The sequence below is a fragment of the Streptomyces sp. NPDC001985 genome (genome assembly GCF_040296845.1).
Classification (GTDB): Bacteria; Actinomycetota; Actinomycetes; order Streptomycetales; family Streptomycetaceae; genus Streptomyces.
This window is the reverse complement of sequence record NZ_JBEOYB010000007.1, coordinates 53,044-73,757: the sequence shown is the minus strand read 5'-3', so window position 1 is coordinate 73,757 and position 20,714 is coordinate 53,044. Positions and strand designations below refer to the sequence as shown.

The 20,714-nt window shown below is 72.9% G+C and carries 16 protein-coding genes and 1 pseudogene; 5 read left to right on the top strand and 12 right to left on the bottom strand.

Annotated elements, in window-relative coordinates; translation table 11 throughout:
* Positions 1 to 129: 129 nt before the first annotated feature.
* From ABT122_RS04780 to ABT122_RS04750, 7 genes are all read right to left on the bottom strand, one after another.
* Positions 130 to 1,116, bottom strand: a complete 987-nt coding sequence (locus ABT122_RS04780; protein ID WP_351545320.1) for an N-acetylglucosamine kinase — start codon at positions 1,114 to 1,116, stop codon at positions 130 to 132.
* Complete coding sequence (locus ABT122_RS04775) at positions 1,107 to 2,372, bottom strand: 6-phospho-beta-glucosidase (RefSeq protein ID WP_351545317.1); 1,266 nt, start codon at positions 2,370 to 2,372, stop codon at positions 1,107 to 1,109. The genes ABT122_RS04780 and ABT122_RS04775 overlap by 10 nt, the downstream gene beginning before the upstream one ends.
* 7 nt (positions 2,373 to 2,379) lie before the next feature.
* Positions 2,380 to 3,276 carry a carbohydrate ABC transporter permease gene (locus ABT122_RS04770; protein WP_351545315.1) on the bottom strand — a complete coding sequence of 299 codons (897 nt, stop codon included), beginning with the start codon at positions 3,274 to 3,276 and terminating at the stop codon, positions 2,380 to 2,382.
* 2 nt (positions 3,277 to 3,278) lie between these two features.
* Entirely contained in the window at positions 3,279 to 4,220 is a 942-nt protein-coding gene (locus tag ABT122_RS04765; RefSeq protein WP_351545313.1) for a carbohydrate ABC transporter permease, read from the bottom strand.
* Positions 4,221 to 4,234: 14 nt separating this feature from the next.
* A complete protein-coding gene (locus tag ABT122_RS04760) occupies positions 4,235 to 5,572 on the bottom strand; it encodes an ABC transporter substrate-binding protein (RefSeq protein ID WP_351545310.1) in 1,338 nt (445 codons plus the stop codon).
* Between the two features lie 198 nt (positions 5,573 to 5,770).
* On the bottom strand, positions 5,771 to 6,991 hold the full coding sequence (locus ABT122_RS04755) for an ROK family transcriptional regulator (protein ID WP_351545307.1): 1,221 nt from the start codon (positions 6,989 to 6,991) through the stop codon (positions 5,771 to 5,773).
* A gap of 245 nt (positions 6,992 to 7,236) precedes the next feature.
* Positions 7,237 to 8,319, bottom strand: coding sequence for a mechanosensitive ion channel family protein (locus ABT122_RS04750; RefSeq protein ID WP_451068453.1), 1,083 nt, complete (start codon positions 8,317 to 8,319; stop codon positions 7,237 to 7,239).
* A 274-nt stretch (positions 8,320 to 8,593) separates the two neighbouring features.
* Here ABT122_RS04750 and ABT122_RS04745 point away from each other — a divergent pair, with 274 nt between their 5' ends.
* Positions 8,594 to 9,130 carry an HNH endonuclease gene (locus ABT122_RS04745; RefSeq protein WP_351545305.1) on the top strand — a complete coding sequence of 179 codons (537 nt, stop codon included), beginning with the start codon at positions 8,594 to 8,596 and terminating at the stop codon, positions 9,128 to 9,130.
* 127 nt (positions 9,131 to 9,257) lie between these two features.
* Here the strand turns inward: ABT122_RS04745 and ABT122_RS04740 are convergent, their stop codons facing one another.
* A complete protein-coding gene (locus ABT122_RS04740; protein ID WP_351545302.1) occupies positions 9,258 to 12,194 on the bottom strand; it encodes a beta-N-acetylglucosaminidase domain-containing protein in 2,937 nt (978 codons plus the stop codon).
* A 286-nt stretch (positions 12,195 to 12,480) separates the two neighbouring features.
* Between ABT122_RS04740 and ABT122_RS04735 the strand changes: the two genes are divergently transcribed.
* From ABT122_RS04735 to ABT122_RS04725, 3 genes and pseudogenes are all read left to right on the top strand, one after another.
* Positions 12,481 to 12,786: a hypothetical protein gene (locus ABT122_RS04735; RefSeq protein ID WP_351545299.1), complete on the top strand. Its 306-nt coding sequence runs from the start codon at positions 12,481 to 12,483 to the stop codon at positions 12,784 to 12,786.
* A 9-nt stretch (positions 12,787 to 12,795) separates the two neighbouring features.
* Positions 12,796 to 14,990: pseudogene (gene malQ / locus ABT122_RS04730) on the top strand (4-alpha-glucanotransferase).
* Positions 14,933 to 15,169 (top strand): hypothetical protein, encoded by a 237-nt coding sequence (locus ABT122_RS04725; RefSeq protein WP_351545294.1) that lies wholly within the window; start codon positions 14,933 to 14,935, stop codon positions 15,167 to 15,169. Before malQ ends, ABT122_RS04725 begins: the two are co-directional and overlap by 58 nt.
* 616 nt (positions 15,170 to 15,785) lie before the next feature.
* On the opposite strand, the gene ABT122_RS04720 is transcribed toward ABT122_RS04725, so the two are convergent.
* From ABT122_RS04720 to ABT122_RS04705, 4 genes are all read right to left on the bottom strand, one after another.
* Positions 15,786 to 16,127 (bottom strand): STAS domain-containing protein, encoded by a 342-nt coding sequence (locus tag ABT122_RS04720; protein WP_351545291.1) that lies wholly within the window; start codon positions 16,125 to 16,127, stop codon positions 15,786 to 15,788.
* Positions 16,128 to 16,150: 23 nt separating this feature from the next.
* The gene (locus ABT122_RS04715; protein ID WP_351545288.1) at positions 16,151 to 17,257 is read right to left on the bottom strand and encodes a cobalamin B12-binding domain-containing protein; all 1,107 of its coding nucleotides are present in this window, start codon (positions 17,255 to 17,257) and stop codon (positions 16,151 to 16,153) included.
* Positions 17,254 to 18,771, bottom strand: a complete 1,518-nt coding sequence (locus tag ABT122_RS04710; RefSeq protein WP_351545285.1) for a PP2C family protein-serine/threonine phosphatase — start codon at positions 18,769 to 18,771, stop codon at positions 17,254 to 17,256. Before ABT122_RS04710 ends, ABT122_RS04715 begins: the two co-directional genes overlap by 4 nt.
* 367 nt (positions 18,772 to 19,138) lie before the next feature.
* Positions 19,139 to 19,672, bottom strand: a complete 534-nt coding sequence (locus tag ABT122_RS04705; RefSeq protein ID WP_351545282.1) for a MarR family winged helix-turn-helix transcriptional regulator — start codon at positions 19,670 to 19,672, stop codon at positions 19,139 to 19,141.
* A 95-nt stretch (positions 19,673 to 19,767) separates the two neighbouring features.
* Here ABT122_RS04705 and ABT122_RS04700 point away from each other — a divergent pair, with 95 nt between their 5' ends.
* The gene (locus ABT122_RS04700; protein ID WP_351545279.1) at positions 19,768 to 20,706 is read left to right on the top strand and encodes an EamA family transporter; all 939 of its coding nucleotides are present in this window, start codon (positions 19,768 to 19,770) and stop codon (positions 20,704 to 20,706) included.
* Positions 20,707 to 20,714 lie beyond the last annotated feature (8 nt).

The window sequence follows — 20,714 nt, the reverse complement described above, 5'->3', positions numbered from 1 at the left end:
CGGCGCGACGGGTTGCCGCACCGGGCAAGACGCAGCCCGTCCGGCGATTGAGGACGGACCCTGTGCGCCAGGACCCCGCACAAATCCAGCCCGTCCAGCCGCTCCTGCTGACTGCCCCCCGTGGGGGCCTCAGGCGTACTGGGTGCGGAGGCGGGTGTGGACCTCCTGGGGGGAGGCGAGGTGGTCGAAGGCCAGGAGGGCCGCGCCCAGGACCGGGGGAGCGGTCACCACCGAGAGGCGGGCCTTGGGGGCGCGGGCCCCCATCATCGCCGTGAGGTGGGCGTCCAGCTCGGGATGGCGCGCCGCCAGCACCCCCCCTCCCAGCACCACCGGCGCCTCCTCCTCCAGCAACCCCAGCTTCCCCAGCGCCACCGCCGACATCGCCACCACCTCCTGCGCCAGCCGCCTCACCACATGCCGCGCCACCGGGTCCCCCGCCGCGCTGGTCGCGAAGAGCACCGGCGTCAGCTCATGCGTACGGGCGTACGGGATGACCTCCCGGTGCAGCGCCTCGATCAGCGCATACATCGAGTCGAGACCGAAGTGCGCGGGCAGCGTCCGCGCCAGCTCCGTCGCCTCGCCCCGCCCGTCCTCCGCCCGCGCCCCGTACCAGAGCGCCTCCTCCGCGAGCCCCTGCCCGCCGCCCCAGTCCCCGGAGATCTTCCCGATCGCCGGATAGCGGGTCGTCCGGCCGTCCGGCAGCATCCCCACGCAGTTGATGCCCGCGCCGCACACCACCGCCACGCCCCGGGGCTCGTCGACCCCCGCCCGCAGAATGGCGAAGGTGTCGTTGCGCACCCGGGTCGTACGGCCCCACCCCCGGGCGTGCAGGGCGGCGCTCAGCTCCTCCTCCTCCACCGGGAGGTCGGCGTTGGCGAGACAGGCCGACACATGCTCGATCCCGTCGGTCCTCGCCCCCTGCGCGCGGGCCTTCGCCAGCGCCTCCTCGACGGTGACCGCGAGCAGGTCCACCGCCGCCCCGATGCCGACCCTCGGCGGCTGGAAGCCGTGGTGCCCCCGCACGGACGCCAGCACGGCGCCGTCGGGGCCGACCACGGCCACATCGGCCTTGCTGTTGCCCGCGTCGATGGCGAGGACTGAAGCGGTCACGCCCACGCCAGGTGCTCCCGGTTGTGCGCGACGAGCCGGTCGGTGAGCGCCTCGGCGTACTCGTACTGGCCGATCAGCGGGTGGGACAGCAGCGCCTTGAAGACCCGGTCCCGCCCGCCCCGCAGGGCCGCCTCCAGCGCCAGGTCCTCGTACGCCGTGACGTTGGCGATGAGCCCCGCGTACAGCGGGTCGACCGTGCGCACGGGCAGCGGCGACGCCCCCTGGGCGCCCACCGACGCCTGCACCTCGATGACGGCGTCGTCCGGGAGGAAGGGGAGCGTGCCGGCGTTGCGGGTGTTGACCACCTGGCAGGGGCTGCCGCCCCCGCCCAGCAGCGAGGCCGCGAGATCGACGGCGGCCTCCGAGTAGAAGGCCCCGCCGCGCTTGGCGAGCAGTTCGGGCTTGGTGTCCAGCGCCGGGTCCGCGTACAGCTCCAGGAGCTGCTTCTCCATCGCGGCCACCTCGGAGGCCCGGGACGGCTTGGTCCGCAGCTCGCGCACGACCTCGTCGTGCGCGTAGAAGTAGCGCAGATAGTACGAGGGCACCACGCCCAGGCGGTCCAGCAGCGGCCGCGGCAGGCTCAGGCTCTCCGCGATGGAGGCGCCGTGCTCGGCCAGCAGCCCGGGCAGCCGGTCCTCCCCGCCGGGCCCGCCGATCCGCACCCCGGTCTCCCAGGTCAGATGGTTGAGCCCGACATGGTCCAGATGCACATCCGCGGGCGCGACATCGAGCAGCGCGGCGAACCTGCGCTGGAAGCCGATGGCCACATTGCAGAGCCCGACGGCCTTGTGCCCGGCCTGGAGCAGCGCCCTGGTCACGATCCCCACCGGGTTGGTGAAGTCGATGATCCAGGCGTTGGGGTTGGTGCGCCGCACCCGCTCGGCGATGTCGAGCACGACCGGCACGGTGCGCAGGGCCTTGGCGAGCCCTCCGGCCCCCGTGGTCTCCTGGCCGACGCAGCCGCACTCCAGCGGCCAGGTCTCGTCCTGGAGCCGGGCCGCCTGCCCGCCCACGCGGAGCTGGAGCAGGACGGCGTCGGCGTCCGCGACCCCCGCGTCCACGTCGGAGGTCACCACGATCCTCCCCGGGTGGCCCTGCTTGGCGAAGATCCGCCGGGCCAGCCCGCCGACGAGTTCCAGCCGGTCGGCGGCCGGGTCGATGAGCACCAGCTCGCTGATGGGGAGCGTGTCCCTCAGCCTGGCGAAGCCGTCGATCAGCTCAGGGGTATAGGTGGACCCGCCACCCACGACTGCGAGCTTCATACGTGTGTTAGCCCTTCACTCCGGTCAGTGTGACGCCCTCGACAAACGCCTTTTGGGCGAAGAAGAAGACGAGGATCACAGGGGCCATGACCATCACGGTCGCGGCCATGGTCAGATTCCAGTCGGTGTGGTGCGCGCCCTTGAAGGATTCCAGACCGTAGCTGAGCGTCCACGCCGCCGGGTTCTCGGAGGCGTAGATCTGCGGGCCGAAGTAGTCGTTCCAGGCGTAGAAGAACTGGAACAGCGCCACCGCGGCGATTCCCGGTCTGGCCATCGGCAGAACGACCTTGAGCAGGGTGCGCACTTCGCCGCAGCCGTCCACCTTCGCGGCGTCGATGTACTCGTTGGGAATGGTGAGCAGGAACTGGCGCAGCAGGAAGATGGCGAACGCGTCGCCGAACGCCATCGGAATGATCAGCGGCCAGAGCGTGCCGGTCAGATCGAGCTGCTTGGCCCAGAAGAGATACATCGGGACGATGATCACCTGGGGCGGCAGCATCATCATCGAGATGACCAGCATCATCGAGAGCCGCTGTCCCCGGAAGCGGAACTTGGCCAGTGCGTAGGCCACCGGGATCGAGGAGACGACGGTGAGAACCGTTCCGACGCCCGCGTACAGCAGGGTATTGCGCCACCAGGTCAGATATCCCGGTGTGTCCAGCACCCTGGTGTAGTTGCCCCACTCCCAGGTGGTGGGAATGAGATCGCGGGTCAGCGTCTGCTGATTGCTCATCAGCGACGTCAGAATGACGAAGACGAAGGGGAGGACGAAGAACAGGGCCGCCGCTATGCCCAGGGAGTGCACCGCGATCCAGTGCAGCAGCGCCTTGCGGCGCGCGGTGCGCGCGGCGGGGGTGAGGGAGACGTTCCGTGCCGCGGGTTTTCTCTCGACGATCTGCGCCATGGTCAGTCACCCATCCGGATAAGGCCGCCGCGCCGCCGCATCAGAAGTGCGGTGAAGACCATGGCGAGTGCGAACAGCACGAGGGCGACGACGGACGCCGTCCCGTAGTCGAAACGCTGGAAGCCGGCGTTGTAGACGATCTGCGGCAGGGTCAGAGTGGATTTCTCCGGATACCCGGGTTCGAACTGCTGCCCGCTGCCGCCCATGTTGCCGGACGCGACCTTCGCCGCGACCAGGGGCTGTGTGTAGTACTGCATGGTCGCGATCACCCCGGTGACCACGGCGAAGAGCACGATGGGCGAGATGTTCGGCAGGGTGACGAAGCGGAATCGCTGCCAGGACGACGCCCCGTCCAGCTCGGCCGCCTCGTACTGCTCCCTGGGCACGTCGAGCAGGGCCGCCATGAAGATCACCATGAGATCCCCGACACCCCAGAGCGCGAGCAGGGTGAGCGCGGGCTTGGACCAGTCGGGGTCGGTGAACCAGGTCGGGGGCGAGAGGCCGATCGTCTCCAGGACCGTGTTCACCGGTCCCGTGCCGGGGTTGAGCAGAAAGACGAAGGCCAGTGTCGCGGCCACCGGCGGGGCGAGATAGGGCAGGTAGAAGAGGGTGCGGAAGACTCCCGTACCCGTCTTGAGCTTGGTGATCAGCAGTCCGATGCCGAGGCCGAAGACCACCCGGAGGGTGACCATGACCAGCACCAGCCAGAGCGTGTTGCGCAGCGCGGGCCAGAACATCGGGTACTCGGTGAAGACATACGTCCAGTTGTCCAGGCCATTGAAGACCGGGGGCCGGAAGCCGTCGTACCGCATGAAGGAGAAATAGACGGTGGAGATCAGCGGATAGGCGAAGAAGACGCTGAAGCCGATCAGCCAGGGCGAGAGGAAGGCCACCGTCCGAAGCGCCGACCGGCGGCGCTTCGAACGCAGGGTGTTGGTGGTCATCGTGTTCCGTGTCGCTACTTCAGCTTGGCGATGTCGGTGTCGATCTGGCGGGCCGCCTTCTCCAGGCCGGCCTTCAGATCCTTCAGCTTGCCCGACTCGTAGCGCAGGCCCACGTCCTGGAGCGTCAGATGGTAGGCGCCGCCGTCGACATTGGCGGGGCTGGAATTGGACTTGGGGTGCTGGGCGATGTCGATGAAGGTCTGGAACGCGGCATCGTGCTTGAGGTCGGGCGACTTCAGCGCCTCGATGGTGGAGGGCACATTGCGGATGCCGTTGGAGAAGGCCACCACCGCGTCCGTGTCGGTGGTCATGTACTTCACCAGTTCCCAGGCGGCGTTCTGCTTCTTGCTGGTCGCGGCGATACCCATGATGGTGCCCGCGAGATAGCCCTTGCCGTAGTCGGCGATCTGGTCGTCGGGCACGGGCAGCGGGGCGGTGCCGATCTCGAACCCGACGCCGGCGTCCTTGGCCATGCCCAGCCGCCATTCGCCGTCGAGCTGCATGGCGACCTGACCGGTGTGGAAGGGGTGCTTGGCGCCCCATTCGTCACCGAAGGTGTTCCGGTACTTCTTCAGCTTCTCGAAGCCGCCCAGCTTGTCCACGAGCTGCTTCTGATAGGTGATCATGTCGGCGAACGCCGGGTCCTTGACGATGTTCGACTTGCCCTCGGCGTCGAAGTAGGTCGGGGACCACTGCGGGACGTAGTGGGAGATCGTCGTCTCGTAGCCGTGGTAGTTCGGCATGAAGCCGAGCTGCTCGTAGCTGTCGCCCTTGGTCTTCGTCAGCTTCTCGGCGACCTTGTCGAACTCGCTCCAGGTCTTCGGCGGCGCCTTGATGCCCGCCTTCTTGTACGCGTCCTTGTTGTAGTACAGGCCGTAGGCGTCGCTCAGCAGGGGCAGGGTGCACTGATTGCCGTCGAACTGGCTGTAGTCCAGCAGCGGCTTGTGGAAGACCTTCTGCGCGTCGATCCCGGACTTCTTCAGGAACGGGTTGAGGTCGACGAAGGCGCCCGAAGCGCAGAACTTCCCGACGCTGGTGGTGGTGAAGGAGGAGACCACGTCCGGAGCCTTGGAACCGCCCGCCCGCAACGCCTGGTTGATCTTGTCGTCGGTCATATTGCCGACGATCTTGACGTCGATGTTCCGGTGCGCGGCCTTGAACCGGTCGACGTTGTCCTGAATGGCCTTGACCTCGCTGGGAGCCGACCAGCCGTGCCAGAACGTGAGGGTCGTCCTCGCGTTGGGATCGTCGGATGCCGCGTTCTCGGACGACCCCGTACAGGCGGAGGCGAAGAGGGATATGGCGGCGGTGGCGGCGAGCGCGGCGGCGGATTTCCTGGTGCGTATGGACATGGCGGTGTCTCCCTGATGCGGGTCAAGTGTCGTGACGCGGGAAGGGTCTGTGCCTGTCGTGCTGTCGGAGGGGGCGGGCCGGTGTCGAGGGGGTCGGGGTGTGTCGGGGTGTGTCGGGGACGGTGCGGCGGTCTGCGGTCTGCGGTCGTGCTGTCGGTGGGGACGGGGTCGCGGTGGGGGCCGGGGTCGGGGGTGCGGTCAGCGGGAGGTGTCGAAGACGTCGTCCCGCGTGGTGGCGAGGGCGCTCTCCAGCGCCCCCCGCAGGACCGGGTGTTCGCGTACGGAGCCGATGACGAGCCGGGGCCGGGGCGCGGCCAGCTCGGCCAGCTCGGACTGGACCCGGGCGCGCAGCGGCTCCCCGCCGGCGGCGATCGGCTCCCCGGAGAGGACCACCAGCTCGGGGTCGAGCAGGGCGACCATGGAGGCGAGCCCGGTCGCGAGCCCGGTGGCGTACCGGTCGAGGAACTCCCGGTACGGCCCCGAGCCGGCCCCGGAGGCCCGGGCCACCAGTTCGGCGGCGACCTCGACGTACGGGCCCTGGCGGACCTCCCGGACCCCCAGCTCGCGGGCGAGGCGGGGCAGCACCTGGGCGCCGGCCAGCTCCTGGAAGCCGCCGCTGTTGGCCCGGGTCACCTGTCGGACCAGCGGAGTGCCGGGCACCGGCAGGAAGCCGACCTCCCCCGCGCCCCCGGTGAAGCCCCGGTGCAGCCGCCCGCCGATGACGACGGCCGCGCCGAGGCCCTCCTCGTTCCAGAGGAGGACGAAGTTCTCCATGCCGCGTGCCGCGCCGAGCCGCTGCTCGGCGACGGCCACCAGATTGACGTCGTTCTCGTACTCCACCGGCATCGGCAGCTCGGCTGCCAGCTCGTCCAGCAGGGTGGCCGAGTGCCAGCCGGGCAGATGGGAGGCGTACCGCAGCCGCCCGGTGGACGGGTCGAAGGCGCCGGGGGTGCCGATGACCAGGCGGTTGATGTCCGCCCGGGTGAGCGAGGCGGCCTTGACCGCCCCGTCGAGGGCCTCGGCCACCTGGCGCACGGCGTTGGTGTCGCGGCGGCGCGGGGTGGGCAGCTCGAACTCCCCGACCGTGGCGCCGGTGACATCGGCGACGGCCGCGCGGATGCGCTGCGGGGTGACATCGGCGCCCGCCGCGTGGGCGGCGCGGGCGTTGACCGCGTACAGCTGTGCGTTGGGCCCCGGCCGGCCCTCCGTCGTGCCGGTGGCGACGACCAGACCGGCCGCCTCCAGCCGGGCGAGGAGCTGGGACGCGGTGGGCTTGGAGAGCCCGGTGAGCTTGCCGATCCTGGTGCGGGAGAGGGGCCCGTGGGCGAGGAGCAGATCGAGCGCGGCGCGGTCGTTCATGGCGCGGAGCACCCGTGGAGTACCCGGAGTGGTCCCCGGGACAGTAGTGGTTTCAGCCATGTCGGACACCCCTGCCTTTCGACCGTCACCGTTCTCACCTGGACTGTTAGGAAAGTTTCCTATCCCGTGGGGAGAAACTAAGCCGCTTGTCGGGCGGGCGTCAATGGTCCATGCCTGGGCGTGTGCCAATCCGTTACCTTCCCAGGGAACCCGTCATGAGCACATCACCGCGTGGCCGGGGTGCGGCGCGGGGTGAGCGCGATCGGCCCCCGCCGGGTGGGCGGGGGCCGATCGGGGGAGGCGGTCTACTTCGTCAGATTCGCCGGCGGCGGTATCGGCGAGGCGGCCAGGGACTGCGGGGAGGTCGGGCTCGCCAGCGCCGACGGGGGAGCGACCGAGGCGGCCGGGTCCGCCGCCGGGCTCTCGTCCGCCGGCAGCGGCAGCCCGCCGACGATACGGATGCCCGCCGCGTCGAACGCGTGCTTGATCCGCCAGCGCAGCTCCCGCTCCACCCCGAGCGCCTTGCCCGGCATGGTCTTCGCCGAGAGCCGCACGGTCATCGAGTCGAGCAGCACCTCGGTGAGGCCCAGGATCTCCACCGGGCCCCAGAGCTGCTCGTTCCACGGCTCGGCCTTGGCCAGCCCGTCGGCGACCTCGCCGATCACCTTCCGCACCCGGTCCAGGTCCTCCGTCGGGCGGACCGTCACATCGACGGCCGCCGTCGCCCAGCCCTGGCTGAGGTTGCCGATCCGCTTGATCTCGCCGTTGCGCACGTACCAGATCTCGCCGTCGTCGCCGCGCAGCTTGGTCACCCGCAGACCCACCTCGATGACCTCGCCCGAGGCGACGCCCGCGTCGATGGAGTCACCGACCCCGTACTGGTCCTCCATGATCATGAAGACACCGGAGAGGAAGTCGGTCACCAGGTTCCGGGCGCCGAAGCCGATCGCGACACCCGCCACACCCGCCGACGCCAGCAGCGGAGCCAGATTGATCTTGAACGCGCCGAGGATCATCAGCCCGGCCGTGCCGAGGATCAGAAACGACGCCACCGACCGCAGCACCGAGCCGATCGCCTCCGACCGCTGCCGCCGCCGCTCCGCGTTGACCAGCAGACCGCCGAGCGCGGTCCCCTCCACCGCCTGGGCGGAACGGTTCATCCGCGCTATCAGCTTGGTCAGCGCCCGGCGCACCAGCATCCGCAGCACGATCGCGACGATCAGGATCAGCGCGATACGGAGGCCGGTGCTCAGCCAGGTGGACCAGTTCTGCTCCACCCAGCCGGCGGCATCCGTCGCCTGCCTGGCCGCCTCGTCGAAACCCGACGGGGCGGCCGGCTCCGACGGGCCGTCGGAGGGCGGCGGAACGGACAGGGGGGTCGTGGTCACGAGGGATGACCTCCAGGCAGGGTACGGCTGGCCAACCACACTAACGGCGCCCTCGCCCGGGCCCCGTTGTTGTGCGACGGGGAGAGAGAAGACTCACCCGGGGGCGGCCGGGGATGAAAACGGCCCGCCGGGCGTTGTCAGGGGTGATGTGGTCGAAAACACTTCGAGCCCGTTACGGCGACGTGGTGGCGCTCGGACCTGGCCTGAGGGGAGACTGAGGGCAGATCGTCCCGGCGCGAGCCACGCGCCGCCGGCGTACAAGGAGGCATCCACCGTGCCGCACGTCCTGGTCCTCAACGCGTCGTACGAGCCCCTCGGCGTCGTACCGCTCCGCCGCGCGCTCGTCCTCGTGCTGGAGAACAAGGCCCTGTGCCTGGAGGAGTCCGGCGCCTTCATGCACAGCGCGACCCGGGTGATCGCCGCGCCCAGCGTCGTCCGGCTGAAGCGGTTCGTCCGGGTGCCCTACCGGGGGCCCGTCCCGCTCACCCGCAAGGCGCTCTTCGCGCGTGACGGCGGGCGCTGTATGTACTGCGGGGCCGTGGCGACCAGCGTCGACCACGTCGTGCCGCGCAGCCGGGGCGGACAGCACGTCTGGGACAACGTCGTGGCGGCCTGCCGCCGCTGCAACCACGTCAAGGCGGACCGGCATCTGCGGGAGCTGGGCTGGAGACTCCGCCACCAGCCCGAACCGCCCAGCGGACTGGCGTGGCGGATCATCGGGACCGGACACCGGGACCCCCGATGGCTGCCTTACCTCCAACCGTATGGAGCGGAGGACGCGATGGCCCGGATCGACGGCGTATCCGCCTAGAGCCAGGCCTCTTTTTTGTCCCCGGACACCCTCGCGGGTCTCTTCCCGGGCACCCCGGCGGGCGGCACCCGGTCACCTCCGCGACCGGGTGCCGGGCCGTGCCGGGTCGGCCCGGAGAGGTCCGGCGTCACCGCTCCGCGACCGCGTACGCCTCCACCGACCACAGCGAGTAGCTGAACCGGGTCGCGCGCTCGTCGCCCAGGACGCGGATGAACCGCACGTCCCGGCTGTCCATCCGGATCGCCTCCCGGCCGCCCCGCCCGTCGTCCACCGCCGCCGCCGTCCGCCAGTCGCGGCCGTCCGCCGAGACCTGGATGCGGTACGCCGCCGCGTACGCCTCCTGCCAGTGCAGCACCACCTGCCCGAGCCGCACCGGACGGGGCAGCTCCGCCTGCCACCAGGCGCTGTCCTCGACCGGTGAGGACCAGCGCGTCTCCGGGTCGTCGTCGAGCACCCCCGACGCCGGGAAGTCGGGGGTCTCGTCGCCCGAGGACGACGCGGTGACGCCGTCCCCGCGCAGCAGGTCCGGTCCCGAGGTGCGGGGGAACGCGCGGACGGTGAGGGTCCGCTCCTGGCCGGCGAACGACAGCGGAACCCGGTACTCCCCGGCGGGCGTGTCCGCCGGTACGGAGACCTCCACCGGCACCGTCGTCCGCACCCCCCGGGGCACCGTCGTCCGCTCCGGCGCCCGCACCTCGATGCCGGCGGGCGGCTCCGCCTTCAGCGTGCCGCGCACCTCGTCGGGGCGGCGCGGCGTCAGCCGTACGCCGGTGCGCTGCGGGCCGCCGCCGATGACCGCGTCCGCCCGGCTGTGCTCCAGCGAGATCCCCGCGGCCGGCTCGTCGGCGAACCAGGGCACCACCGCCCGCACGGCCGGCTGTCCACCGCCCTCCGGGACGACCCGGATCGCGTCCACCCGCAGCCCCCGGCCGTCCGCCTGGGTCCAGCCGCCCGCGGCGAGCGGGCCCAGCGAGCGCCAGCCCTCACCGGGCACCCGGACCTCCAGCCGGGCGGGGCCGCCGCCCGGCTCGGTCATCGCCGTGACCGCGCGGACCGGACGGGCCCGCTCCAGCCGTACGGTGCCGTCGTCCCCCCTCTCACCCGCCCGGTCCGCCCCCGTCCACGCGCGCGACTCCTTCACCGCCCGCTCCAGGAAGGGCTCCAGCACCCCCTTGCCGACCGTCGCCCTGCTGCCCGCCGGCCCCGTCTCCGGCTCCGCGCGCAGCCGCTCCAGCTCCAGGAAGGCGCGCCAGCCCCGCTCCCCGTCACCGGCGGACTGGGCCAGGAGCATGTCCATGGCCACCTCACCCGCCCGGCCGTACCGGGAGAGCCCGTCGAGCCACGGGCGCACCTCGTCGTCCAGCCGGCCGCCGGCGGGCCCCTTCAGCCGTTCGGGCGCCTCGCGCATCACGGTGAACTCGGCGCGCAGCGCGGCAGCCGCCCGGTCGCGGCCGGCCCCGTCCGCGGAGCCGCGCAGCCGCCAGAAGTCGTCGATGAGCGGGGTGAGATAGCGCGACTCGACGGGATCGAGGATCGAGGAGGAGTGGTTGCCCGCGAGCGCCCGCAGCGCCGCGCGGGTCCGGGAGTCCCCGCCCGCGAGATCGGATATGGCCGCCTCCCAGGACTCCCGGGGCCGGTATCCGCGCGGATTCCAGCTGTAGTCGGCGGTGGTGAAGAGCGGGATACGGGAGGCCGACGCCTGCTCCATCGCATTGGCGAGCAGCGCCGCGGAGCCGCTCGCGACGGCCGGGTCCCGCCCCGTGTACGGGCCGAGGAAGATCCGGTCCTGGGCGTAGTCGTTGACCGGGTAGTTGTCCATGGTGACCAGCGGATGGCCGAAGACCTCGCGCGCGCCGGCGAGTTCCCGGCCGGTGATGGTGCGCGGCACCACGCCGACACCCGTCCAGGCGACCTGGACCCGGGGGTCCAGCGCGCCCGCGAGAGCGCGCCGGTAGTCGGTGGCGCCGTCCTGGTAGAACTCGGTCGGCATCAGGGAGAGCGGCTCGGCCCCGGGGTGGCGCTCCACCAGATGGCGGGAGACCGCGTCCGCCACCCGGGCCTGGGCGCGGGCCGCCGCGCCGGGGCCCGAGCCGAAGGCCGCCGCGTCCTCGCGGCAGTGCCACTCGCTGTAGCTGACGTCCTGGAACTGGAGCTGGAAGGCGCGCACCCCCAGCGCCCACATCGCGTCGATCTTGCGGAGCAGCGCCCGGACATCGCGCTCGTCGGCCAGGCACATCTGCTGGGCCGGGGCCACCGCCCAGGCGAGGGTGACATGGTTGTCCCGCGCGCGCTCGGCCAGTTCGCGGAAGCCGGCGCGCTGGGCCGCCGGGTAGGGCTCGCGCCAGCGGGCCTGGCGGAAGGGGTCGTCCCCGGGGGCGTAGAGATAGCGGTTCTGCTTGGTCCGGCCCATGAAGTCGATGTGGTCGAGCCGCTCCTGAGGGGTCCACGGCTCGCCGTAGAAGCCCTCGGTCGTCCCGCGGACCGCCGTGCCCGGCCAGTCGCGCACGGTGGCGCCGGCCACCGCGCTTCCCTTCGAGGGGGTGCGGACGATCAGCTGACGCAGCGTCTGGGCGCCGTGGAAGAGACCGCTCTCGCCCACTCCGTCGAGGGCGACCGTGCCCCGGCCGCGGATCTCGCCGACCGCGATCCGGTAGTCGCCCGAGGGCAGATCGGCGCGTTGAGGCGCGCGCAGGGCGCGCAGGGCGTCCTGCGCGCCCTGGCCGCCGATGTGGAGCAGCGGTCCGCGCCCCGGCAGTCCGGTGTGGACCGTGCGCACCCCGGCGTCGCCGAGCTGCCGCCGGATCAGCTCCACCGCCCGGGGGTCGGCCCCGGGCGCGGCGACGAGGGTGGCCTCGGTGCCCAGCGGAACGGCCTCCCCCGCCGCCTCGATGAACTGCGGACGGGGCCAGACCGGGGGCGGGGCGCCCTCGTCGCGGGGGCCGGCGGCGGTACGGGCCGGGGTGTGCGGGTCGGCGGGGGCGGCGACGGCGCCCTGCGCTCCCGAGAGGAGACCGCCGATGACGGCGACGGCGACGGCCGTCCGCCTCCTGCGCGCGAGCCGCACGTTTGTCTCCTTTGGGTCCCCTGATGGTCACTGTTTGGTTGCGAGCCCACCACCCCTGGCCTGAACGTGTCAACGGGCGTGGCCGATGTGCGCCTTTTGCCGGTCGCGACGGGGTGGCGGGAGGTGCCGGGCAGCGGGGCGGGAGAGCGCCGGGGAAGGTGCGACACACCGGGAACCAAATGTGACGCGGAACACGTTGACTGATCGAATACGTCTGCGGTGGAGCCCGCTGGGTAGGGCTGCACTGACCGGTAAGTGCCCGTACCGTCTGTTGGGAGTGTCATCCATGACCGCATCCGCCCATCTGCTGCTCTCCGCCATCACCACCCGGGCCGCCGCCGATGAACAGATCCCCGGCCCCCGGACCCTCTCGGGAAAACCTTCGGCGCACGGCCCGCTCAGCGAGAAACCCTGGGGCCCGGGCACCCCGCTGATGGACGAGCCGCCCGCCTTCGCGCCCCTCACCAGTGAACCGCCGCTGCCCGACGCCGCCCCTCTCACCAGCGAGCCCCCGCTCTCCGGCATAGCTCCCCTCACCAGCGAGCCGACGGCCGCCGGATTCACCGGCGGCTCCCAGTCCCCAGGAGTCTGAGGAGACCGCATGGGCCTTGCCAGGCTCGCCGCGCTGCACGGGGTCGCCACCTCCCGCACCACCTCCGAGGGCGTGAGCGCCCCCGTCCCCGAGGCCACCGTCGTCGCGGTCCTCGCCGCGCTCGGCGTGGACGCCACGGGCCCGGCCGCGCTCCGGACCGCCCTGGAGCGGGCCGAGTCCACCGCCCGGGAGCGGCTGCTGCCCCCGTCCGTGGTCGTCTGGCGCGAGACCCCCGAAGGAGCGGAGGAGACCGGCGGCCCCGGCCCCACAGCCCTCGGCCGGCTCCCCGCCGGCACGGCCCTGCGCGTCCTGCTGGAGGACGGCACCGAGACCGGCGACTGGCGGGGCGTGCCCTGGGGAGTGCACCGGCTGACCGCCAGGGCGCCCGACGGCCGCGGCGGGGAGAGCCTGCTCATCGCCGCCCCCGCCCGCGCCCCGAGCCCCCCGGAGCGCACCCACGGCTTCCTCGTCCAGCTCTACTCCCTGCTCTCCGCCCGCTCCTGGGGCATGGGCGACCTCGGCGACCTGGCCGAGCTTGCGGCCTGGTCCGGCCGGGCGCTGGGCACCGGCTTCCTCCAGGTCAACCCCCTGCACGCGGGCGTCCCCGCCCCCGCCGGCGGAGCCGGTGACCCCTCCCCGTACCGCCCCTCGTCGCGCCGCTTCCCCGACCCCGTCCATCTGCGCGTCGAGTCCATTCCCGAGTACGCGCGGCTGGCCGGCCGGGACCGCGACCGCGTCGACGACGTGGCCGAGCGGGCCGCACGGCTGCGCGAATCGGTGCTGGCCAAGGGGGCGCTGATCGACCGGGACGCCGTCTGGGCGCTGAAGCGCGAGGCCCTGGAGGTGATCGGCCGCGTCCCGCTGGGGCCCGGCCGGCACGCCGCCTACTGCGCCTTCCTCGCCCGGCGGGGCCGCGCGCTGGAGGACCACGCCCTGTGGTGCGCCCTCGCCGAGGTCCACGGGCCGAACTGGCGCTCCTGGCCCGCCGGTCTCGGGGACCCCCGGTCGTCCGCCTCCGCCCGCGCCCGCCACGAGCTGGTGGAGCGGACCGACTTCCACTCCCGGGCCGTCTGGTACACCGACTGCCAGCTCGCGGAGGCGGACCGGGCGGCCCGCGAGGCGGGCATGGGCATCGGCATCGTCCACGACCTCGCGGTCGGCGTGCACCCCGAGGGCGCCGACACCTGGGCCCAGGGCGAGCTGTTCGCCTCCGGCATCTCCATCGGCGCGCCCCCGGACGCCTTCAACGCCCACGGCCAGGACTGGGGTCTGCCGCCCTGGCGCCCCGACTCCCTCGCCGCCTCCGGGTACGCGCCGTTCCGGGAGCTGCTGCGCGGGCTCCTCCGCCACGCGGGCGCGCTCCGGATCGACCATGTGATGGGCCTCTTCCGGCTCTGGTGGGTTCCCGGGGGCCGCCCGCCCACCGACGGCACCTATGTCCGCTACGACGCCGAGGCGATGCTCGCCGTCCTCGTCCTGGAGGCCCACCGGGCGGGCGCCGTCGTGATGGGGGAGGACCTCGGCACCGTCGAGCCGGGGGTACGGGAGGACCTGGCCCGGCGCGGAGTGCTCGGCACCTCCGTCCTCTGGTTCGAGCGCGACTGGGCGGGCTCGGGCGAGCCGCTGCCGCCCGACGCCTGGCGCGAGGGGTGTGTGGCCACCGCGACCACCCACGACCTGCCGTCGACCGCCTCCCGGCTGACGGTGGACCATGTGGAGCTGCGGGACCGGCTGGGGCTGCTGACCCGGCCCGCGCGGCGCGAGCGCATCCGGGAGCGGATCGAGGTCCAGGAGTGGCTGCGGCTCTTCCGGAGCCTCGGGCTGCTCCCGGAGGACGAGGTGGGCGAGGAGGCGTACATCCGGGCGGTCCACCGCTTTCTGCTGGCGACCCCGGCGCGGATGGTCGGCGTCTGGCTGCCGGACACGGTGGGGGACCTCCGCCCCCAGAACCTCCCCGGCACCTGGGACCAGTATCCGAACTGGCGGCTGCCGCTGGCGGACGCGGACGCCCGTCCGCTCACCCTGGAGCAGCTCGCCGCCTCCCCCCGGCTGCACGCGCTGATGAAGGTGTTCGCCTGAGGCGGGGTCCCGCCCGTACGGCACCCCCGGGCGCGCGGCTCGATCCGCCGTTCGCTACGTTGGCACCGTGGACAAGAAGAACGCTTTGCGCGCCGGCACCGTCACGGCCGGATCGACGCTCATGATGCTGCTCCTGTCGTCGCCGGCGCTCGCCCTGACGCGTGACGACGGGGATGACCCGGGCCAGGGGCTGAGTGTGATGGAGACGCTGGGGCTGTTTGTTGTCGCGCCGCTGGTGATCTTTCTGGTGATCGCGGGTCTGGTGATGGTTCTCGACAAGTCGAGGAAGCAGGAGCAGGCCTGACCGTACGGCTCCACCGCCGTACCCGCGCCCCGGCCCCCACCGGCCCCGGGACGCTTCCTCACGCCCACCGAGCCCCGAGCGGCCCCGGCCCCGCCGGTGTGGGGTGCGCCCATCCGGCTCCGCCCGTGTGAGTGGGCTCGGCCCGTCGAGGTGAGGTGGGCCCGCCCGGCCTCCGCCCGTGATGTGTGAATGGGCTCGGCCCCGCCGGTGTTCGGGGTGCACCCGCCGCCCCGCCGGCGGCTGGGCGGCACCACCCCAGCCCTTCTGGCGGTTGGCGCCGCACTGCCCTCAGGCCCGCCGGCGTTTGGGCCGCGCCGCTCTCATGCCCCGCAGGCGTGTGTGAGCCGCCACCCCAGTCCCGCGGCGTGTGAGGCGCTCCCTCCGCCCACTCCGGCGCTTGAGCCGCACCCTCCGCCTCTCCGGCGGTTGAGCCGCACCCTCCGCCTCTCCGGTTTGGGCCGCACCACCCCACCCCCTCCGGGCGGGCCGAGGCACGAAATCCAGCCCCTCCGGCGTTTGAGGAGCGGGGGTTCGGGGGCCGGCCCCCGACCGTGGCCCGCACCGTGCGGGCACCTGTGGCACAGGGTCCGTCCTCAAGTCCGGGCCGACGGAGGGCTCAAGGGGTGGGCGGGGTGGTCAGGTGGTCGTAGGTGCCGGTCAGCTCCAGCAGGCGGCGCAACCCCGGGCCGATGTCGTCCAGATGAAACGCCACCCCCTCCCCGCAGGCCGACCGATGGATCTGCAGCAGCGCCGACAACCCCATCGAATCCACCACCTCCAGCTCGCGGCAGTTCAGCCGCAGCTCCTCGACATCCCGGCGCTCGTCGAGCGCCGTCCGCACCCTCCGGAGAAGCTCACCGAAGGTGTCGTAGTCCAGGTCGCCACTGAGGGCCAGGCTCACGGTGCGCGGGCCGTGCGGGCCGGCGGGGGAGGGGGTCGCGTCGGGAGAGGTCGTCACGAGGTTCGTCCAGCGTCTCGGGGTCAGGGGCGGGAGGCGAGCGCCGAGCGCCCGGTGTCGATGATGCCGCGGGCGCGCGGGAAGTCGCGCAGTTGCTCCGCCAGCAGGTCCAGAGCGGGTACGAGGGACCGCGCGGGCACCCCTCGGGCGGTGAGGACATCGGCGGTCCAGGTCAGAAACCCCGCGAAGATCTCCGGGGCGTCGATGTACAGGGCCGCGGTGAGGAAGTCGACGACATGGGCGAGGTCCTCCGCCGTCCGCTCCCGCTGCTCGTCGCCGTACTCCCGCATCGCCGGGAAGCGTTCCTCCAGCCGCTGGAAGGTGTCGCGCACCAGGCGCGCGGAGGAGTGGGCGACCATGGCGTACTCCTGGTCGGCCAGGTGCGGCAGATCGTCCACCGACTGGTGGGCCGGCGCCGGCTGGGGCAGGGGCCCGGCGGCGAGCCGGTCGGCCGCGGCGCGTGCGTGGGGGGCCCACGCCTCCGCGCCCAGCAGCCGCGCGTACCGTCCGTCGCTGCCGAAGGCGAGCCCACCCACCATCACCGGGGTCCCGGCGGCCTGGCACGCGGTGATCGCGGTGTGGGCCAGCGGCAGCCGGGGGGAGAGGGAGCTGGACAGACAGACCGCGTCCGGTGCGGTGCGGTGGATATGGCTGATCAGATGCGCGGTGGGCACCTGCGCGCCCAGATAGTCCACCCGCCAGCCCCGCAGCCGCAGGGTCTCCGCCACCAGGCGCGCGGGCAGCGCGTGCCACTCCTGGTCCACGCAGGCGACCGTGACCCTGCCCCGGCTGGTCGCGGGGCGGTGGACGGGCAGGGTGGCGATGACGCGGTCGTTGATGGCGGTGGCCGCGTGTTCACCGGCCACGCTCATACGGTTGGCGGCCCACTCGGCCCCGACCCGGTGCTGGACGGCGGCGACCACGTCCAGCAGCACCGCCTCGGGCTCCAGCCCCGCCCGCAGGGCGTCGTCGGCGACATCGAGGGCCGCCAGTTCGTCCCCCGCCCGGACGGCGGCCCAGAGCCGCTCGACCCACCGGTCGTCCCGCTCGTCGCCGTCGGGCGCGGCGGGGCGAACGGGGGCGGCCGGGCTGTCGGGGCCGTCCCGGAGGTCGGTGGTGCGCGTGGTCATGCCGTATACCTGCCCCGTGTTCTCCCGTTCACGGCACTGAGATGGGCACCGCGGGGGGCGGTGATCGCCATGACGGCGATGTCGTCGTGGCGCCCGCCGCCGATCCACTGGGACGCGACCATCTGGATGCGCTCCACGACGGCCTCGGCCGGCATGTTGGCGCACTCGGCCGCGGCGCGCCGGAGGCGCTGGTCGCCGAACATGGTGTCGCCCAGCGGACCGCCCACGGCCTCGGTGACACCGTCGGTGAAGAGCAGACACGTCTCACCCGGCGCGAGCCGGACTTCGGCCGTGCGGGAGGTGACGACCGGCAGCACGCCGATCAGGGTCCCGCGCGTGTCGACCTCCTCCACGGTCCCGTCGCGCCGCACGATCAGCGGCGGGGGGTGCCCGGCCGAGGTCAGCCGCAGCGCCACATGGCTCTCCTCGCGGCGGACGGAGGCCATCACCAGGGTCGCGAAGCGGGTGTGGTGGCTGGTGAGCATGGCGTTGTTCAGCAGCCGCAGCATCGTGGCGTGGTCCCCGGCCATCGGCAGCAGGGCGTGCAGGGTGTTGCGGATCTTGCCGGTGAGCACCGCCGCTTCCAGCCCCTTGCCGGCCACGTCCCCGAGGACGGCGAGGGTCTCGGGGAAGTCCTCGCTGGGCGAGTGGACATCGTAGAAGTCGCCGCCGACCCGCTCGGTGTCCGTGCTGGGCCGGTACCCGCCCGCGAACTCCACCCCCTCGACCTGCCGCAGCGTCGGCGGCAGCAGCTCGCGCATGAGGGTGTCGGAGATCGTGTTCTGCTCCGCGTACAGGCGCGCGGCCGACATCGCCGCGCCGGCCCGGGCGGCGAACAGCCCGGCCAGGGTCTCCTCGGCCTCGGTGAAGGCGGCGTGCTTCGCCCGGCGCAGCAGGATCAGCGCGCCCGCCGGTACGCCGTGACCGGGCAGCGGTGTGATCGCCAGCGAGCCCACCTCGCCGAAGCCCTCGGGAACCAGCCAGTCCGGTGCCGTGGCGGGGTCGATCCACCGGGAGGGCACCGGCGGGAACCCCCGCAGCGCCTCCGCCAGTCCGGGCACGGTGTCCGGCTCCTCGCCGACCGAGCCGCGGGTGAACTCGCCCCGGTGGTCGCAGCCGACCACCGGCAGCCTTCTGGCGGCGGTGGGCGCGATGACCAGGGCGGCGTCGGCCAGATGCTCGGTGGCCAGCCGCGCCGTGACCTCCATGCACCGGTCCAGGTTCAGCGAGGCCAGCAGGGCGCTGGAGGCCTCGGTGAGGAAGTGGGTGCGCCCGCGCTCCGCCGCCAGCTCGTCCACGGCGGTCCGGTAGGCGGTCTCCTCGACCAGCCACCACACGGTGCCGCCGTCCGGGAGGACGGAGGGACGCGCCGCGAACGACCGGTCCCCCACCGCGCCGCCCACGGGGGCCGGGTGAGGGGCTTCGCCGGCGGTCACGAGCCAGGCGGGGCCGGTCAGGGCCCGCCCGGCGCGGGCGTCGGGGAGCAGTTCGCGGGCCGCGTCGTTCAGTTCCACGACCGTTCCGTCCGCGCCGGTGACCACCACGGGACAGGGGGCGTCGGCAGCGCTCAAGGTGCTGGTGGCACCGGTGGTGTGGGAGCCGACGGGGGAGGACATCATGTGAACGGGGCCCCTACGCGTGGTCCCTCACCTCACTCAGCGAAGACGACAGATGTTCAAGAACAGTCCCGCACTGTGGTGGCACTGTGCAACCACCGGACCGGTCACGGGCCCCTGTCGGCGACCGGCTGAGCGGTTCCCTGGGCACAGACTCATGACGATTGCCCGCAAGCCGGGCACCGGGGCCGTGCGAAGTTTCACACCGTGTCCACAGGCGGCCGGGGTGCCGGGCCCGGTGCGGGCGGCGCGGGGACGGCCGGGGTCAGACCGGGTGCGCGCCCATCAGTCGGCGGAGCAGATCGGCGAGCTGCTCCGCCTGCTCCGCGCTGAGCGCCGCGTCGAACACCTGGTGCTGAAGCGCCAGCCCGGCGGTCACCGCCTGCTCGATCACCTCCAGGCCCCGCTCCGTGAGCGTGACCCTCAGGCCCCGCCGGTCGTCCGGGTCGGGGCTGCGGGTGAGCAGGCCCGCCCTCTCCAGCTTGTCGAGACGGCCGGTCATCCCGCCGGTGGTCAGCATCAGCGCGGCCGACAGCTCTCTCGGCGAGAGCGTGTAGGGCTCCCCGGACCGCCGCAGCGCCGAGAGCACGTCGAACTCGCCGCGGCTGACGCCGTACCGCCGGTACTCCCTCTCCTGGAGATCCCCCATGGCGCGGGCGATGCGGTAGATGCGTCCGTACGCGGCCATCGGGCCGGTGTCGAGATCCGGCCGCACCGCCGCCCACTGGTCGACGATCGCGTCCACGGCGTCCCGGGCCGGGGCCCGCGTTCCGGGCCCCGGGGCGGTTGAGGAGTTCATGGGGCGATTATCGGACGCCTTCCACTTGGCTGCAAGTAAGCGGCATGCGGTTAAGCATCTTGACGGTAAGTAGCTTAGAGGTAAGCTATCTCACCATGAACCGAGCAGCCGTCATCGCCCTCACCGCCCTCGCCCCGATCTCCTGGGGCTCCACCTATGTGGTCACCACGGAGTTCCTGCCACCCGACCGACCGCTGTTCACCGGGCTGATGCGAGCCCTCCCCGCCGGTCTGCTGATCCTCGCGCTCACCCGGGTGCCGCCGCGCGGGGCCTGGTGGTGGCGGGCGGCCGTGCTGGGCGCGCTCAATATCGGGGCGTTCTTCCCGCTGCTCTTCCTCGCCGCCTACCGGCTGCCCGGCGGGGTCGCGGCCGTCGTCGGCTCGGTCGGGCCGCTCTTCGTGGTGGGCCTCGCCGCGCTGCTGCTGGGCGAGCGCCCCACCACCCGTACCCTGCTCACCGCGATCACCGCGGCCCTCGGGGTGAGTCTGGTGGTGCTGCGCGCCGGAGCCGCCTTCGACCTCATCGGTGTCCTGGCCGGGCTCGCGTCGTCCGTGTCGATGTCCGCCGGAGTGGTGCTGACCAAGCGCTGGGGCCGGCCCGAGGGCGTCGGCCCGCTGGTGATGACGGGCTGGCAGCTCACCGCGGGCGGGCTGCTGATAGCCCCGGTCGCGTTTCTGGCCGAGGGCGCGCCGCCCGCGCTCACCGGCACCAACGCCGCGGGCTATCTCTATCTCGCGCTCGCCAACACCGCCGTCGCCTACTGGCTCTGGTTCCGGGGCATCGAGCGGCTCACCGCCACCTCCGTCACCCTGCTGGGCCCGCTGTCGCCGATCACGGCCGCGGCCATCGGCTGGGCGGCGCTGGGCGAGGCGCTCACTCCCGTACAGCTCCTGGGCATGGTGGTGGCCTTCGCCGCGACCCTGGCCGGACAGCTCGGGCCCCGTCGTGAACGGGCCGTGCCCGCCGTGCCCTCGGGGCCCGAGCCGCTGCCGGACCCGGTCCCCGGCCACCGGGGCCCGGGGCCGAGGGTCTGAGGGCCAGG

Coding starts and splice junctions, on each gene's coding strand:
- ABT122_RS04765 (WP_351545313.1), bottom strand. CDS start 4,220: ATGACCACCAACACCCTGCGTTCGAAGCGCCGCCGGTCGGCGCTTCGG.
- ABT122_RS04755 (WP_351545307.1), bottom strand. CDS start 6,991: ATGGCTGAAACCACTACTGTCCCGGGGACCACTCCGGGTACTCCACGG.
- ABT122_RS04705 (WP_351545282.1), bottom strand. CDS start 19,672: ATGAACTCCTCAACCGCCCCGGGGCCCGGAACGCGGGCCCCGGCCCGG.
- ABT122_RS04700 (WP_351545279.1), top strand. CDS start 19,768: ATGAACCGAGCAGCCGTCATCGCCCTCACCGCCCTCGCCCCGATCTCC.
- ABT122_RS04715 (WP_351545288.1), bottom strand. CDS start 17,257: ATGACCACGCGCACCACCGACCTCCGGGACGGCCCCGACAGCCCGGCC.
- ABT122_RS04760 (WP_351545310.1), bottom strand. CDS start 5,572: ATGTCCATACGCACCAGGAAATCCGCCGCCGCGCTCGCCGCCACCGCC.
- ABT122_RS04775 (WP_351545317.1), bottom strand. CDS start 2,372: ATGAAGCTCGCAGTCGTGGGTGGCGGGTCCACCTATACCCCTGAGCTG.
- ABT122_RS04770 (WP_351545315.1), bottom strand. CDS start 3,276: ATGGCGCAGATCGTCGAGAGAAAACCCGCGGCACGGAACGTCTCCCTC.
- ABT122_RS04735 (WP_351545299.1), top strand. CDS start 12,481: ATGACCGCATCCGCCCATCTGCTGCTCTCCGCCATCACCACCCGGGCC.